Raw genomic sequence first — 15172 nt, 5'->3', positions numbered from 1 at the left:
GAATTATTAACAACTCAATGAAATACTTAATCAACCAATACCTTCGCTTTCTGGTCAAGCTCTCATTGAAAGGCTATTACAAAAAAATCATAGTCGATGGCAAAGAAAATATCCCGAAAAATGTCCCAGTTATTATGGTATCAAATCACCAAAATGCACTGATAGATCCTTTGCTAATAGGTACACATACTACAATAGAACCTTACTTTCTGACACGTGCCTCTGTTTTCAAAAAGCCTTTGGTTGCTAAATTCCTGCACTACATTCAAATGCTTCCTGTCTATCGTGTACGAGACGGGTTTTCCACTATTCAGCAGAATCAAGATACTTTTGATCAAACATATGAAGTACTTCGAAACAATGGAGTAGTACTTATTTTTGCTGAAGGAAGTCATAGTCTCATCCGTAACCTTCGACCACTGAGCAAGGGATTTACCAGAATGGCTTTTGGCCTCAAAGAAAAATACCCTGAAACACAACCTGTGATATTGCCTACCGCTATCGATTATTCTACTCACAAAAGATCTGGCGGCAAGGTGAGAATAACTATAGGAAAAGCTATTCCAGTCGATATGCTACCTTCCAAATCAGGATTGCTCACCAAAGCTGTAGAAAGGGCATTGAAAAGTATGGTAGTAGAGATTCCTATGGACACTTACGAACAAGATTTGGCTAGGCTGATTGAAAACGACGTAGACTTAACTAGCAAATCAGACGTAAGCCTATTTATTGAAACCGGTCAAGTTCGAAATCCTGTTTCAGCCCCATCAGGATTGGCAAATAAACTGATGAAAATCTTCCATTTCCCTCTGTATTGGATTTGGCTATGGAAAAAACCAAGTGTTAAGGATCCTGTTTTTTCATCTACATGGAAGTTGATGATAGGCTATGTTTTAGCTCCTACATATTACTTGGTGTTAGTTTTACTCGCCCTATATACCTCCTTAGGTTCTTGGGCTTTGGCATTCCTGATTATGGCGTGGATCTCGTTAATAGTGAATAAAAACCCTCAGGAATAAAGATCTTTTGACCAAATATTCTTTGGGTTATTTTGTAACTTTGATTAATTAAATAACCCAAAAATAACTTTGCTATGAGTCAAGACTTCCTCCCAATAAATGGGACTGACTACATCGAAATGTACGTCGGAAATGCCAAGCAATCTGCTCTGTATTACCAATATGCCTTCGGTTACGAACTGATTGCTTATGCTGGACCAGAAACGGGCATAAGAGATAGAGCTTCCTACGTTCTGAAGCAGGATAAAATCAGATTAGTTCTCACCACACCTATTTTCCCCGAAGGACCTATCGCAGAACATATTCTAAAACATGGAGATGGTGTGAAAGTTCTGGCGCTTTGGGTAGACGATGCGCGGAAATCCTTGTATGAAACAACTTCCCGAGGTGCCACTGCTGCAATCGAGCTACAAACATTTTCAGATGAATTTGGTGAAGTAAAAACAGCGTCAATTCATACCTACGGTGATACTATACACACCTTTGTAGAGCGTAAAAACTACGCAGGAATCTTCCTTCCGGGATATCAACCTCGTAAGAGTAAATTTACCCCGAAACCCATAGGACTGAAGTACATTGACCATTGTGTAGGAAATGTGGAGCTAGGCCAAATGAATCGTTGGGTAGAATTCTATGAAACTGTCATGGGTTTTAAATTACTAATGACTTTTGACGACGAGGATATCTCTACAGAGTATTCAGCATTGATGTCCAAGGTCGTCTCCAACGGTAACGGCTTCATCAAATTCCCTATCAATGAACCTGCAGCTGGGAAGAGAAAATCTCAGATCGAAGAATACCTTGACTTCTATAGAGGACCAGGCGTTCAGCACATGGCTATTGCAACTGATGACATCATCGAGACTGTTTCAGAATTAAGAAAAAGAGGTGTAGAGTTCCTTGAGGTACCTACTTCCTATTATGATGATCTATTAGACCGAGTAGGCAAAATAGATGAAGACTTACAGCCTTTGAAAGACTTGAATATCCTAGTTGACAGAGATGACGAGGGTTATTTATTACAGATTTTCACCAAACCAATCCAAGACAGGCCGACACTTTTCTTTGAAATAATCCAGCGCAAGGGTGCCAAATCCTTCGGAAAAGGGAATTTCAAAGCTTTATTTGAAGCCATAGAGCGAGAACAGGAATTGAGAGGAAATTTATAAGATGGAAAGCCGATTAGAAATAGTCGGCTTTTTCCTTATTGATTCTTAGTTCAAGAGATTTATTTGCAAAGCAATATGAAGAATAACATCACAAAGACTTGCATGAGACTTGTAATGATTTTAGATCAAACGCTAACATCACAAATACATGGTTACTGCAGCCGAACTCCCAAAAGGTCTTGTGTATATCCGAGATTCACAGCCAGGAATAATTAGAAAAAAAAGAGGCCGTGGCTTTACTTTTTTAGATAAAGACAACCAAAAACTTTCAGATAGCTCCCATTTAGCGAGGATTGAAGATCTGGTGATACCTCCAGCTTGGAAAAATGTATGGATCAGCCCAAAAAAGAATAGCTATCTTCAGGCCACAGGAGTGGATGATAAAGGAAGAAAGCAATACCTCTACCATACAAAATGGTCAGAATATTCATCTAAAATCAAATACAATGACCTGCTCAAGTTTGGGTTTTATTTACCCAAACTGCGAGAACGCTACCAAAAAGACTTAAGAAAGAAAACTTGGGACAAAAATAAAGTTCTGGCGCTGGCAACAGCACTTTTGGATGAGCTGCATCTGCGTGTTGGTAATAAGCAATACACTGAAACTAACAAAACTCATGGCTTGACCACACTCCGACGTAAGCATTTAAAAGAAGATGGATCTAATCTTTTAATTAATTATATAGCTAAAAGTGGCAAGGAGCGATCAGTAGCTCTCACCAATAAGCGATTGATAAGGTTGCTCAAAGATTGTTCTCAGCTACCTGGACATGACCTTTTTCGATATCAAGAGGATGGCAAATGGTACACGGTAGATTCTTCAGAGTTAAATGAATATATAAGCCATGAGGCTCCAGAAGGAGATTATTACACTGCCAAATACTTTAGAACTTGGGGAGCAAACTGTGTTTGTATTAAGCATACTGATAAAGTGGCCACGCTGTGTCAAGAAAGTAGGAAAAAGCCAGAAACAACTTTGATTAAAATGGTTGCAGAAGATATGGGACATACCGTGGCAGTTTGCAAAAGCTCCTATTTACATCCCGTGATTTTATCCCAATGCCTGAATCCAGAAGAAATTAAGTACTGCTTACCCAATGATTTTTCCGAAGAAGGATACAAATCAGAAGAAATCAAACTCATGCAAATTTTATGTTCGCAGGTGAGCGAACACGTAACAAGCTGATTATGGCATGTTTTTTTGACATCCTACTTTAAAATAAGAACTATCTATTTATGAATTTAGCACAGATTTTCGGGTATGACACCCAACATGTTTTTGATAAAATCACAAATAAACTAGGCGGATGGCTTGACATCATAATAGTAAACCTACCAAATTTTGTACTTGCTATAATAGTTTTATTCGGGGCTATTTTCCTAGCAAAAACAATAAAACGATTCTCAGCTAAGTATATACAAAAACTAGGTACGAGTGCAACAATCAGTAGATTTTTAAGTCAATTGATATTTATAGTGATACTTGTTTTTGGTGTGATGCTGGCCTTATCAGTCATGGATCTGAGCAAGACCGTATCATCAATTCTTGCAGGGCTTGGGATTATAGGTTTGGCACTAGGTTTTGCCTTCCAAGACACAGCTGCTAATTTCATCTCAGGTGTTTACATCACTTTTAATCAGCCATACAAACTTGGTGATATTATTAAAACTCATGAAGGACATGAAGGATCAGTAATTGACATCAATCTAAGAGTTACTAAAATTAGAACTTTCAATGGTCCTATCGTATATGTCCCAAATCGATATTTATTTCAAGAAAGCTTTACCAATTTCACAGAATTTAAAAAACGAAGAGTTCAGATTGAATGTGGAATAAGTTATGGGGAAGACCTTGAGCAGGTACAAAAAGTAGCATTAGAGTCAGCTAGAAATGTTTCAAGCCGATTAGAGTCAGAAGAGCCCACCTTACACTGGACTGGGTTTGGTGATAGTTCTATTAATTTCACCCTTAATATCTGGTGTGAATACAAGGAAACAAATTTGACACTTGTAGCTGTTCGAAACGAAGCAATAATTTCTTTGAAGAAAGCCTTTGATAAAAATGATATTATGATCCCATACCCAATCCGCACTTTGGATTTTGGAATAAAAGGAGGCGTTCCGCTAAACAATGAGCTGGTAGGATTGTCAAATACATCGCAAAACGGCAACACTAACGAAGGTGAAGGCTAATGGAAACTGAAGAAAATATGGGTACAATAACCCCCAATCGATTTAAAATAACGCACATCCCCAGCTTAATGGTGGAGAGTTTTAAGCAGTGGAACAATGCTGATCCATGGAGACTCAGTGCTGTAATCGCGTATTATGCGGTATTATCTCTCCCCGCATTATTAGTGGTTGTAATCAATACGGTAGGTTCAATTTGGGGTGTGGAGATAGTAACGGGACGACTAAGTAATGAGTTGTCTTCCGCGATGGGCCCAGAGACTGCAGAATTTCTTACGAGCATGGTAGCGGAAACTCAGTCGAGCGGAAAGTCCACAATGGCTTCTATATTGGGTATTGGCGTTTTGATTTTTGGTGCTTCAGGAGTGTTTTTACATTTAAAAATAAGTATCAACGCGATTTGGGGTTTGAAGCAAAATGCCGATGTGAAATGGTATCAGATGTTTTTGGACCGCGCGGTAAGTTTTGGGTTTGTTTTAGTACTTGGCTTTCTATTATTCATAAGCTTTGCGCTCACAGCACTACTATCCTTCTTTAGCGATTACATTAATAGCATTTTACCAGAAGTTGTAATTGTTTTAGCTTTCTTGATTGAGTTTATTATTTCATTCGGAGTGATTGCCTCGCTATTTGCATTAATATTCAAATACCTTCCCGATGCCAAAATCCAATGGAAATCAGTTTGGATGGGTGCTATCCTAACCTCTTTGCTATTTTCAATTTCGAAATATCTATTGGGAATTTATTTCACGACTGCTGAGCCTGGCTCTACCTATGGAGCAGCAGGATCCATCATTCTTGTGTTGCTCTGGGTCTCTTATTCCTGTTTGATATTTTTCTTTGGCGCCGAATTTACCAAAGTTTTTTCAATCAGATACGGCTATGGGATCATCCCTAGAAAGAAGTATTCTAGGGTAAAAAAAAAGGAAATAATTCTTAAAGGTGATTTTATTCCACCCCCAGCGGATCCATTACCGGAAGGGGAAGTAGATGACCTTGAAGAAGATTTAAATAAGGAAATTTAGTTTAAGAATACTGGAGTCATATAGTTATGAAATATTGATTACTTAGCTAATCTCTTGGCATTATCATAAACACCCTTTCAATAGGCTCTATATTTTCATAATTCAAAAAATAAAAGTTAAGAACTTACAATCAAAACCTGTAACAGGTGGCATATTTTGGGTTTTTATATATCTTAGAACTCAAACAATTTTTAAAACATGAATACCATAGACCCTACAATTCAAGCTAAGGCTGACGCTTGGCTGAACGGCACTATCGATGAAGATTCGAAAGCCCAAATCCGTACACTTATAGATCAAAACCCCACTGAATTAACGGATTCCTTCTATCAGGACTTGGAATTTGGCACAGGTGGTCTCCGAGGATTGATGGGTGTAGGCACGAATCGTATGAATGTGTATACGATTGGAATGGCTACTCAAGGCCTGGCAAATTACCTACTGAAATGCTTTCCGGGTGAAACAATCCGTGTGGCTATAACGCATGATAGTCGGATTAACAATACGCTTTTCGCCATGACCACTGCAAATGTGTTAACAGCAAATGGTATTCACGTTTTGTATTTCAAGGAAATGCGCCCTACCCCTATGCTATCTTTTGCCGTAAGGCATTTTGATTGCAAAAGTGGTGTGATGATCACAGCTTCCCACAATCCTAAGGAATACAATGGCTACAAAGCATATTGGGATGATGGTGCACAAGTAGTAGCTCCCCATGACAAAAACATTATCGATGAAGTGAAAAAAATCACTTCGTTTGATATGGTAAATTTTGATAAAAACGATTCTCTATTTCAATACATAGAGGAGGACTTTGATGAAATTTACATGAAGTTAGTGAAAGGATTAAGCTTATCTCCTGCTGCTATCCAAGCTCAAAATGATATGCCGATCGTTTTTTCTCCAATTCATGGAGCCTCCGGTAAAATGGTGCCTGCGGCATTAAAAGCTTATGGATTTGATAACGTGAATATAGTAAAAGAGCAAGCAGAGCCAGATGGTAATTTCCCTACGGTAATTTATCCAAATCCGGAAGAAGCAGAAGCATTAACGCTTTCATTGAAGCTTGGAAAAGAAGTGGGCGCTGAATTGGTGCTGGCTTGTGATCCTGATGGTGACCGTTATGCTGCCGCTGTTCCAAATGGTTTCGGAGAGTTTGAGTTGTTGAATGGTAACCAAACTGGTGCTCTACTTACCTATTATTTACTTAGCAAATGGAAAGAGACTGGAAAATTAGATGGTAAGCAATTCATGGTAAATACCATTGTTACTACGGAACTTATTGATAAAATCTGTGAGGGCTTCGGGGTGAAATGCTTTTCGGTACTGACTGGCTTTAAAAATATCGCTGCCATCATCAAGGATCTTGAAGGCAAAGAAACCTTTATCGGCGGAGGTGAGGAATCATACGGCTATTTGATTGGTGACTTCGTACGTGACAAAGACGGCGTGAGTGCTTGTGCTATGGTGGCTGAATTGATTGCATACTATAAGACTCAAGGCAAAACAGTTTTTGATGTCCTTGCTGAAATTTATAACCAATTTGGTTTCTATAAGGAATCGCTAATCTCGGTTACCAAAAAAGGTAAAGACGGAGCTGAGCAGATTCAGGCTTTGATGATGGATTTCCGTGAAAAGCCACCTAAAGAAATGAATGGAATCAAAGTTGCAAAAATAGTGGATGTCAAAAAGAGTACGGTGACAGATGTACACACAGGCAAATCAGAGAATTTTGCTATGGATAAGTCTAATGTGATGCAGTTCTACCTAGTCGACGGAAGTAAAATCTCAGCAAGGCCATCAGGTACTGAGCCAAAAATTAAGTATTATTTCTCAGTAAATGCACCACTTACTACTGTTGCTGATTACAGATCAGTAGAAGCCGAGCTTGAAGAAAGAATCGAAGGCTTGAAGCGATATTTCAGTTAAAAATTTAGATATGACAAAATGAAAGCACTGAGAAATCAGTGCTTTCATTTTGATTTATGAGAATTTGACGATCGAAAAACCACGATATGTTGGAATGAAAATGCGAAAGCTATAACAAACTAATTATTAACTATAAATTGTATTATAGTAAAATCGAAACATCCAGACTGTCATGAAATATTCCCAATTGATTTTCCTGTTTTTATGCTTTTCAATATTTCAGAATTGTAACCAGAAGAATGATGTCGAAACAACAACTTCGCTACATACAATTGAAATCAATAAAGAGTTTTTGCTCAGTGAAGTAAATGAATCACCGTTAAAAGCAAAAGATACCATAGATTTAGAAGGTCCAGGTAATCCCTATCTTACATCAATCCAGGATATAGCTTTCGCAAAGGATTACATTTTCCTATTGGATAGAACACATGGTTTATTAAAGTATGATTACGGAGGGAATTTTCTTCAAACCCTAGGTAAAAAAGGTGAAGGTCCGGATGAATATCTTATGCCCACCTCAATCTATGTAGCCGAAAAAGATAATGTAGTTCTGGTAGCAGATTGGATTAAAATGGCAGTGAATTCCTATGATCTTAATGGCAATTTTATCGCTTCAAGTAAAAAATTGCCAGGGCTTCCAATATCCTTTTATCAGGAAAAGGGCGAGGTTTTAGTAGTACAAGAGGGAGTTGATACCAACCAAAAGGATCAGCAAACGGTATTGTTAAGTTCCATATCGCCAACTACGTTAGAAATAAAAAACCAAGAAAATTATTTGTATAGTTTTACTTCAAAATTCAACAGGGTCCACAATTTCCTCAGAGCTTTTGGCCAACTAAACGATACAACTCTCTTTTACTTTCCTCGTGTGCGATTCGAAGGGTTGACTGATCAGAAGGATACAATCTACCGAATGGAAGATGATCACTAGGTTCCTGAGTATCAACTTGACTTCACAGATTTTGGAAAGTCGGATACATTACGAATTGAGTCTGCAGAAATTAATGATGGCTATGCTAGCATACTCGTAGGTTACAAAAAAGATTCGTATCATCTAATGCTTGATTTACAAAACAGAGTCCCAAAATTCAGCATGAAACTTCCTTCGGAAAGTTACTCGTATGAAGTATTTCCAAAACATTTAAATGCGGACAACTACTTCACAATAATTAGAGATATGGATGGAGATGAAGAGAAAAACCCTAAAATAGTAGTGTATGCTTTAACAAAATAAGTGAACAAGATCACGAAAGTAAGTGGGGAATAGTTGATTCATTGATAATCAATTACTTTTTCTCCCATAAGACATCTGCAAAATACCCTTCTGAATCCATAAAGTTTTCCTTCACTTCAAAACCACCCAAAGAGGCTAGATAGCTAATTTCCGACAAGCTATACTTTTTAGATATTTCAGTGAAAATAGATTCAAATGCCTCAAACTTGAATATTTGATTTAGGGCTCCTATTGTAACATCCTGTGTTTTAAGAGAAACTAGATAGCTTCGACACTCTCCACTTACAGGATCATAAGTAGGCCAGTGCACAAACGAATCTCTTTCGAAATTAGCATCTAATTCTCTATTGATTCTATCAAGCAAATTCATATTAAACTCACGAGTAACTCCTTGCTCATCGTGATAGGCGCTGAGTATCGTTTGAGGGTTCTTTTTTAAGTCGAAACCAAGCAAAACAAGGTCGCCTTTTTTAGTCCCAACTCGTAAATGGTCAATAATATTCTTGGCTTCTTCTACTCCAAAGTTCCCCAAATTGGCTCCCATAAACAAGATCAGATTAGGTCTACCATCTTCCCAAACTTGCTTCTTTAACGAAACTCTATAAGTGTCTTGAAGTGGTTTGACCACTAATTCTGGAAGCTCATTCGCAAGACTTACCTCCAGTTCTTCCAAAACTGAGCCTGAAAAATCTACAGGATAATAGGTAAACTCGACTTTCTTTTCGGTCAGATATCTGAGCAAGATTTTGGTTTTCATTCCGTCTCCTGCTCCCAGCTCCACCAAATTAAAAGGTTGACTGGAAGCTAAAATTTGCTCCAAGATTTGCTCGTGTTGAAGCTCAAGAATCTCATATTCCTTGCGTGTAAGGTAATATTCAGGTAAAGCCATGATCTGCTGAAATAGCTTATCACCTTTGGAATCGTAGAAATATTTCGAAGGTAAAGTTTTAGGGGTTGAATTAAGCCCTAGCATTACATCTTGGGCAAATGATCCGAAATCCGTATTTTTTGCGTTCATAAATTAAATCGATTTGGCAAGGCGTATACCCATAAACTGCCATCTGTGTTTTGGATGAAAAAAGTTTCTGTAAGTCGGTCTTGAGTGCTCTGGAGAAGTTGCAACAGAAGCTCCACGAAGTACCATTTGATTGATCATAAATTTACCATTGTATTCTCCTAATGCGCCTTCAGCCACAGTAAATCCCGGATAAGCCAAGTAGGCGGAATTTGTCCACTCCCATCTTTTGCCCCAATCGAATTGATCTTGTGCTACTTCCCACTCAAATTCGGTCGGTAATCTCATCCCTTTCCATGCAGCAAAAGCTGATGCTTCATAGAAATTAACGTGAGCAACGGCCGATTCTTTATCTACAGGTTTCAAGCCTTCCAGTGTATAATAATGCCAGTCTTGATTCTTTGTTTCCCAATAGAGAGGTGCTTTTACTATCAAGTCTTTTGTCCAAGCCCAACCTTCGTCATGCCAGTATTTTGGTTCATCATATCCACCTGCATTCATGAATTCCAAATATTCTCCATTCGTCACTAATGCGGAAGAAATCTCGAAATCCTGGACATAAACTTTATGAGCATTTAGCTCATTATCATAGCAAAATCCATCTCCCTTAAAGCCAATTTCAAAAACTCCGCCATTGACAGAAATCCAGACTGATTCTGTTTCCGGCGTATATTCTGAAATATCCATGACGGAAGGATTTAATGGATTAAACCAGAGATTGTATTTTAAATCTGAAAGCAATAATTCCTGATGTTGCTGTTCGTGATTCATTCCAAGAATTACCAATTCACTTAGTTCCAGAATATTTTTTTGAATCAAATTACTCATCGCTTCATCCACATAAGCTCTATAAATTTTGACTTCGTCAACTGAAGGCCTAGACATTAAACCCCGCTGATTTCTGGCCGTTCTGGCTCCAAGTGAATTATAATAAGAATTGAATAGGAAGTTAAACTGAGGATGTTTTACCTCATAAGTGGAATCATTTGGCAACAAAATAAATTGTTCAAAAAACCATGTAGTATGTGCTAAGTGCCATTTTGGGGGACTTACTTCCTCTGAAGCCTGTAAGCTATAGTCCTCAGTAATTAAGTTTTTACAAAGATTCAGCGAGTGATTTCTTACTCTCTGATATGCTTCTACTAGTGACATAAAAGGTTGATATTAAGAGACTATAAGGTTAATGATTAAATGTATTATTCCTTACCGATATGCACTAAAGCATCGCCAGCATTGATCACAGGCAAATTGTTCATCCCTATTATATGACCATTTGTAGGTGCTTTGACAGGGATTTTTACCTGACCATATGGATCCGAAATCCGTGCCAGAATCTGCCCTTTTTTCACAGAATCCCCCACTTTTACACTCGAATTGAAAATCCCAGAAGCTCTAGCTCTTACCCAATTACTTTCTTTCAAAAATATACTCTCTTGTGCAAATGGAGCATTTGCAAGCATTCCTAGACTCGCTAGCATTCTCTTGGTGCCATTCACCCCTTCCTCTATCCCATATTCATCCAATCGCATAGATTCACCACCTTCAAACACTAAAATGTGTTTTTTCGCTTTGAAAGCCTCTTTTCTGAAGGATTTCTCAATGTATTTTGAATTAACTATATAATGAGTTCCAAATGCCTTTGCCAAAACCAATGCCGCCTTATCCTTATAATCCACTCGGATTTGCGGAAAATTAGTTAGCATACGACCACCTGTATGAAAGTCGATTCCATAGTCAATTTGAGGGATTATTTCATTGCTCAGAATAAAAGCAATACTTGCCGCAAGCGATCCTTTCTTACTTCCAGGAAAGCTTCGATTTAGATCTCTTCCATCTGGAAACGTGCGGCTATTAGATAGAAAGCCATAAATATTCACCAGAGGAATAAAAATAAGAGTGCCTTTGAGTAGCTCTAAGCCTTCATCCACTTCTTCGAGCAATCTTTTAGCAGTGACTATTCCATTGATTTCATCTCCATGTACGCCACCACTAATTAATACAACCGGACCTTCTTCTTTGGAAGATCGGATAAAAATAGGAAGATCAATTAAGGTGTGGGTAGGAAGTTTTGCAATGGCAATTTCAAGGTTCATTGATTGGCCAGGCCTGATCCTTACGCCATTTATTAGAAGTTCTTTCATGTATTAAATATTTGTTTTCTAGGGGCCACACCTGTCATGATATTACAGGGATGTAACCTTGCATGACTTTTATGCTATCGTGCTTGAGACGATTTAGTCATACTCAATTTCACTAATTCAACTTCATTAGCGTAATATCATTTCTTATTGGGCCAAAATCTTGCTTATTTCGCAAGGCACTATAGTCTTATGAATATACAAGAAAACATCTCCCTCAAGGCATTTAACACCTTTGGAATAGATAAAAATGCTCGCTTTTTTATCACTATAAAATCCATCGAAGAATTAAAACAGGCCTTAACCTGGGCTAAATCACAGAATATCAAACCTTTGATACTGGGCGGTGGAAGTAATATACTTTTGACCCAAAACCAAGATACTTTGGTAATCAAAATCGAGCTGGTGGGCGTCGAAATGATACAAGAGACTGAAAATTTCTATTTTATAAAGGCGGGTGCTGGCGTTAATTGGCACCAATTTGTACTCACTGCTATAGAAAATTGCTGGGCTGGGGTTGAAAATCTTTCGCTGATCCCAGGGACTGTCGGGGCCTCTCCTATGCAAAATATCGGGGCCTATGGTGTCGAAATCAAAGATGTATTTTCCAATTTGACAGCATTGAACATAGATAGCTTAGATTTAGAGAATTTTGATGCGGAACAGTGTCAATTTGGGTATCGAGAAAGTGTATTCAAGCATGATCTGAAAGGGAAGTATGTGATTTGCAGTGTCGTTTTTAGATTAAGTAAAAAACCTGAATTCCGCATAGATTATGGTGCTATTCAAGATACTCTAAAAACATCCGGTATAAAGAATCTAAGCCTAAAAGCTATTTCAGATGCTGTAATCTCAATTCGACAATCCAAGCTTCCAGACCCAAAAGAAATTGGGAATGCAGGTTCTTTTTTCAAAAATCCTACCATCTCTGCTGACCAGTACCAACTCTTAAATAGTGAATATTCAACAATTCCTGGATATCCAACTTCTGATAGCGTAAAAGTACCTGCAGCTTGGCTAATTGAGCAATGTGGATGGAAAGGTCAAAGATTTGGAGAAATTGGAGTACATGCCAATCAGCCTCTTGTGCTGGTCAATTATGGGGATGGCGATGGCAATGAAATCAAAAAATTAGCTGCCAGAATTCAGCAATCAGTTTTCGATAAGTTTAAAATCACTATTCATCCAGAAGTTAATTTTCTCTAGACTAATCTATCATTGACTTCAAGAGTCTTTTCATATTTGTCAACTTGCACACCAAATTTCCGCAAGAAGTTTACCCCTTCGTCAGATCCAATCCCCTTGTATTCTGCATATGAGTAGAGATAAATCACTCTAGATATGCCCATAGAGAAAATAATTCTCGCACAGGCCAAGCATGGAGAAAGTGTCACAAATAAGGTGGAACCTTCAACTGCCGTATTGTTTTTTACGGCATAAAGAATTGCGTTTTGTTCTGCATGAAGTGCCAAAGAACAACTTCCCTTACTATCAGTGGCACAACCATGGACTGGAAATTCCACATCACAGTTGTGCGTACCAGCGGGAGGACCATTATAGCCTATAGAAATAATACGCGTGTCTTTGGTAAGAACAGCACCCACGTGCTTTTTGATACAATGGGAACGCTTGGCCAAATTGACCGCCAGTTCCATATAAATATCATCAAAATCAGGTCTAATCATTTTTAATGCTTTCGGCAAAAGTAGCATTAGAAATCGAAGAGAAGCAAAAATTTCGGAATAATAGGTAGAACTTTTACGTTTAATAGTAAATTCTAACTTTCTGTTTCAATCCACGTTTTTCAAGAAAAAATATAAACCAATGAATCGAATATACCTACGCAATTCAATAACGCTACTTTTACTCATAGTCATAAGTTCCTGTAGCTCAATTGAGATATTCAAGGAAAACACAGAGGTGCCTGTAAAAAAACCTTATAGTTCGTTTGTCATCATTAATAAAGAAGTGGGTATGCAGGGGTTTTCTTCGCAATTCATTGATCAACAAGTTCAAATTCACCTACAAGAAGCACTCGAAGCTCAAGGCATGATTTACGACAAATCCGAACCTGAACTGGTGATCCGATATACCTCAAATGAAGATCTACGAAAAAGAGAATCCACCCAGAATTACAACCCTTATCCATATTGGGGCTATAGAGTTTGGGATCCATGGATGTATAATCCCTATTCGAGCAATCGGAATAATTCTAGCACCACATCTTATGAGTTGCTACAAGTGATAGTGGATTTCATTGATCAGAAAGAAGATAAATTACTGATGACTTTAACAGGCGTTACGGAAGTAAGTAGCCACAAGACCAAAAGTAAAAAAGTACTTAAAACGACCGACAAAATCATTGGTTATTTTATAGATGAAGTTAAGAGTAGCCAATAATCTCCAGCCGTAGGATTGTTCCTTTTTTTAAATAAATAAGTTAAAGGTTTCAGCTCTATATCGCATTTTAGTCCAATTAGACTATCCATACGAAGCTTTAATCATTAATTATTAATTTTTTTAATCTTATTTGTCAGAATATTTGCAAAAGATCAATTACATATTACTTTTGTAGTATATATATTGTATTTGACCCACAAGTTTTTGCATTTCGATGTTAAGAATAGTTTTAATAGACGACGACCCTATAAGTACATTTGTAACTGAAAAACTCATTTCTAGGAATGTGAAGGAGCCTTGCCAGTTTTATAAATACCAAAGTGCACGTGCAGCATTACTGGAAATTTATTCTATTAGGCCTAATTACTTATTTCTAGATCTTAACATGCCAGAAATGACAGGATGGGATTTCTTGGATTCATTCAATCCCGAACAAAATGAGGCACAAATTTACATCTTAAGTAGTTCTGTGGATGAAAGAGACATCAATAAAGCTAGCGGTTATAGTGTGGTCAAAGATTACCTGTCAAAACCTCTCATTAAAAAATACATTAAATCGATCTTTACCTGACCCAAATTTGGGTCTTTTTTTTGCTCCAACTTAAAACCTATACGCTTAAAACACCTTCAAAAAACCAGAAATTACCCAGGCAAGTTGATTTCTAATCGAGTTATATTTTAAACTTCAGCAAGCTTCGAAATCAGCTAGCTTCAATCCATATGACTTACCAAACTACATCGATAGAAGATTCGAAAAAAAGTTGTAAAAAAATTTAACCATCAGTATTGTGCTAATTATTTTTTTACTTTAATTAGTGACGTTTAATTAGTAAACCCTCTATCTATACTACTATGGCGGATTTTGAAGATGATTTAGCAGAAGACGATAACTTCGATAATGATGAAGATTTCGGCAATGAGTTCGAGGATGAATATGATCTCGACGATGATAATGAATTAGGAGATGACAACATCGTAACTTTCGATGATGACAATGATGAAGAGGAGGATGATTTTGACGATGATCAATTCGATTAACTAGAATCCTTTGGT

The 15172-nt window shown here is 37.6% G+C and carries 15 protein-coding genes; 11 read left to right on the top strand and 4 right to left on the bottom strand.

All coding sequences use genetic code 11. The features are described from left to right. The first annotated feature begins 17 nt into the window (after window positions 1–17). The 7 genes from BVH02_RS13220 to BVH02_RS13190 all read left to right on the top strand — a co-directional run bounded on the left by BVH02_RS13220 (window position 18) and on the right by BVH02_RS13190 (window position 8263). Window positions 18–1019, top strand: coding sequence for a 1-acyl-sn-glycerol-3-phosphate acyltransferase (locus BVH02_RS13220; protein ID WP_086501917.1), 1002 nt, complete (start codon window positions 18–20; stop codon window positions 1017–1019). 74 nt (window positions 1020–1093) lie between these two features. Next, a complete protein-coding gene (gene hppD / locus BVH02_RS13215; RefSeq protein ID WP_086501916.1) occupies window positions 1094–2188 on the top strand; it encodes a 4-hydroxyphenylpyruvate dioxygenase in 1095 nt (364 codons plus the stop codon). A gap of 148 nt (window positions 2189–2336) precedes the next feature. After that, a complete protein-coding gene (locus BVH02_RS13210) occupies window positions 2337–3374 on the top strand; it encodes a DNA topoisomerase IB (RefSeq protein ID WP_086501915.1) in 1038 nt (345 codons plus the stop codon). 50 nt (window positions 3375–3424) lie between these two features. Beyond that, window positions 3425–4381, top strand: a complete 957-nt coding sequence (locus tag BVH02_RS13205) for a mechanosensitive ion channel family protein (protein ID WP_086501914.1) — start codon at window positions 3425–3427, stop codon at window positions 4379–4381. A 17-nt stretch (window positions 4382–4398) separates the two neighbouring features. After that, entirely contained in the window at window positions 4399–5403 is a 1005-nt protein-coding gene (locus BVH02_RS13200) for a YihY/virulence factor BrkB family protein (protein WP_086501973.1), read from the top strand. 198 nt (window positions 5404–5601) lie between these two features. After that, window positions 5602–7332: a phospho-sugar mutase gene (locus BVH02_RS13195; RefSeq protein WP_086501913.1), complete on the top strand. Its 1731-nt coding sequence runs from the start codon at window positions 5602–5604 to the stop codon at window positions 7330–7332. Between the two features lie 172 nt (window positions 7333–7504). Next, complete coding sequence (locus BVH02_RS13190) at window positions 7505–8263, top strand: 6-bladed beta-propeller (protein ID WP_086501912.1); 759 nt, start codon at window positions 7505–7507, stop codon at window positions 8261–8263. Window positions 8264–8618: 355 nt separating this feature from the next. Here BVH02_RS13190 and BVH02_RS13185 read toward each other — a convergent pair whose 3' ends face one another. The 3 genes from BVH02_RS13185 to BVH02_RS13175 are packed head-to-tail and all read right to left on the bottom strand — an operon-like array spanning window position 8619 to window position 11722. Further along, window positions 8619–9584, bottom strand: a complete 966-nt coding sequence (locus BVH02_RS13185) for an L-histidine N(alpha)-methyltransferase (RefSeq protein ID WP_086501911.1) — start codon at window positions 9582–9584, stop codon at window positions 8619–8621. A 3-nt stretch (window positions 9585–9587) separates the two neighbouring features. After that, window positions 9588–10733 (bottom strand): ergothioneine biosynthesis protein EgtB, encoded by a 1146-nt coding sequence (gene egtB, locus BVH02_RS13180; RefSeq protein ID WP_086501910.1) that lies wholly within the window; start codon window positions 10731–10733, stop codon window positions 9588–9590. 44 nt (window positions 10734–10777) lie between these two features. After that, the gene (locus BVH02_RS13175) at window positions 10778–11722 is read right to left on the bottom strand and encodes a succinylglutamate desuccinylase/aspartoacylase family protein (RefSeq protein WP_086501909.1); all 945 of its coding nucleotides are present in this window, start codon (window positions 11720–11722) and stop codon (window positions 10778–10780) included. A gap of 189 nt (window positions 11723–11911) precedes the next feature. Between BVH02_RS13175 and murB the strand changes: the two genes are divergently transcribed. Further along, window positions 11912–12925 carry a UDP-N-acetylmuramate dehydrogenase gene (gene murB / locus BVH02_RS13170; RefSeq protein WP_086501908.1) on the top strand — a complete coding sequence of 338 codons (1014 nt, stop codon included), beginning with the start codon at window positions 11912–11914 and terminating at the stop codon, window positions 12923–12925. Here murB and BVH02_RS13165 read toward each other — a convergent pair. Beyond that, a complete protein-coding gene (locus tag BVH02_RS13165) occupies window positions 12922–13404 on the bottom strand; it encodes a deoxycytidylate deaminase (protein ID WP_086501972.1) in 483 nt (160 codons plus the stop codon). The two genes, murB and BVH02_RS13165, sit on opposite strands and share 4 nt — an antisense overlap. Before the next feature lie 139 nt (window positions 13405–13543). Between BVH02_RS13165 and BVH02_RS13160 the strand changes: the two genes are divergently transcribed. The 3 genes from BVH02_RS13160 (at window position 13544) to BVH02_RS13150 (ending at window position 15157) form a co-directional block, all read left to right on the top strand. Then, complete coding sequence (locus BVH02_RS13160) at window positions 13544–14119, top strand: DUF4136 domain-containing protein (RefSeq protein ID WP_169712842.1); 576 nt, start codon at window positions 13544–13546, stop codon at window positions 14117–14119. 214 nt (window positions 14120–14333) lie between these two features. After that, window positions 14334–14690: a response regulator gene (locus BVH02_RS13155; RefSeq protein WP_086501907.1), complete on the top strand. Its 357-nt coding sequence runs from the start codon at window positions 14334–14336 to the stop codon at window positions 14688–14690. 281 nt (window positions 14691–14971) lie between these two features. Next, on the top strand, window positions 14972–15157 hold the full coding sequence (locus BVH02_RS13150) for a hypothetical protein (protein WP_086501906.1): 186 nt from the start codon (window positions 14972–14974) through the stop codon (window positions 15155–15157). Window positions 15158–15172 lie beyond the last annotated feature (15 nt).

The organism is Algoriphagus ratkowskyi, assembly GCF_002150505.1.
GTDB classification, from domain to species: domain Bacteria; phylum Bacteroidota; class Bacteroidia; order Cytophagales; family Cyclobacteriaceae; genus Algoriphagus; species Algoriphagus ratkowskyi.
The sequence above is the reverse complement of the archived record's forward strand: the minus strand, read 5'-3'. Positions and strand labels throughout refer to the sequence as shown.

Bases quoted from the DNA above. Each gene is read 5' to 3' on its own strand.
- BVH02_RS13220 (WP_086501917.1), top strand. From the start codon at position 18: ATGAAATACTTAATCAACCAATACCTTCGCTTTCTGGTCAAGCTCTCA.
- hppD (WP_086501916.1), top strand. From the start codon at position 1,094: ATGAGTCAAGACTTCCTCCCAATAAATGGGACTGACTACATCGAAATG.
- BVH02_RS13210 (WP_086501915.1), top strand. From the start codon at position 2,337: ATGGTTACTGCAGCCGAACTCCCAAAAGGTCTTGTGTATATCCGAGAT.
- BVH02_RS13205 (WP_086501914.1), top strand. From the start codon at position 3,425: ATGAATTTAGCACAGATTTTCGGGTATGACACCCAACATGTTTTTGAT.
- BVH02_RS13200 (WP_086501973.1), top strand. From the start codon at position 4,399: ATGGGTACAATAACCCCCAATCGATTTAAAATAACGCACATCCCCAGC.
- BVH02_RS13195 (WP_086501913.1), top strand. From the start codon at position 5,602: ATGAATACCATAGACCCTACAATTCAAGCTAAGGCTGACGCTTGGCTG.
- BVH02_RS13190 (WP_086501912.1), top strand. From the start codon at position 7,505: ATGAAATATTCCCAATTGATTTTCCTGTTTTTATGCTTTTCAATATTT.
- BVH02_RS13185 (WP_086501911.1), bottom strand. From the start codon at position 9,584: ATGAACGCAAAAAATACGGATTTCGGATCATTTGCCCAAGATGTAATG.
- egtB (WP_086501910.1), bottom strand. From the start codon at position 10,733: ATGTCACTAGTAGAAGCATATCAGAGAGTAAGAAATCACTCGCTGAAT.
- BVH02_RS13175 (WP_086501909.1), bottom strand. From the start codon at position 11,722: ATGAAAGAACTTCTAATAAATGGCGTAAGGATCAGGCCTGGCCAATCA.
- murB (WP_086501908.1), top strand. From the start codon at position 11,912: ATGAATATACAAGAAAACATCTCCCTCAAGGCATTTAACACCTTTGGA.
- BVH02_RS13165 (WP_086501972.1), bottom strand. From the start codon at position 13,404: ATGATTAGACCTGATTTTGATGATATTTATATGGAACTGGCGGTCAAT.
- BVH02_RS13160 (WP_169712842.1), top strand. From the start codon at position 13,544: ATGAATCGAATATACCTACGCAATTCAATAACGCTACTTTTACTCATA.
- BVH02_RS13155 (WP_086501907.1), top strand. From the start codon at position 14,334: ATGTTAAGAATAGTTTTAATAGACGACGACCCTATAAGTACATTTGTA.
- BVH02_RS13150 (WP_086501906.1), top strand. From the start codon at position 14,972: ATGGCGGATTTTGAAGATGATTTAGCAGAAGACGATAACTTCGATAAT.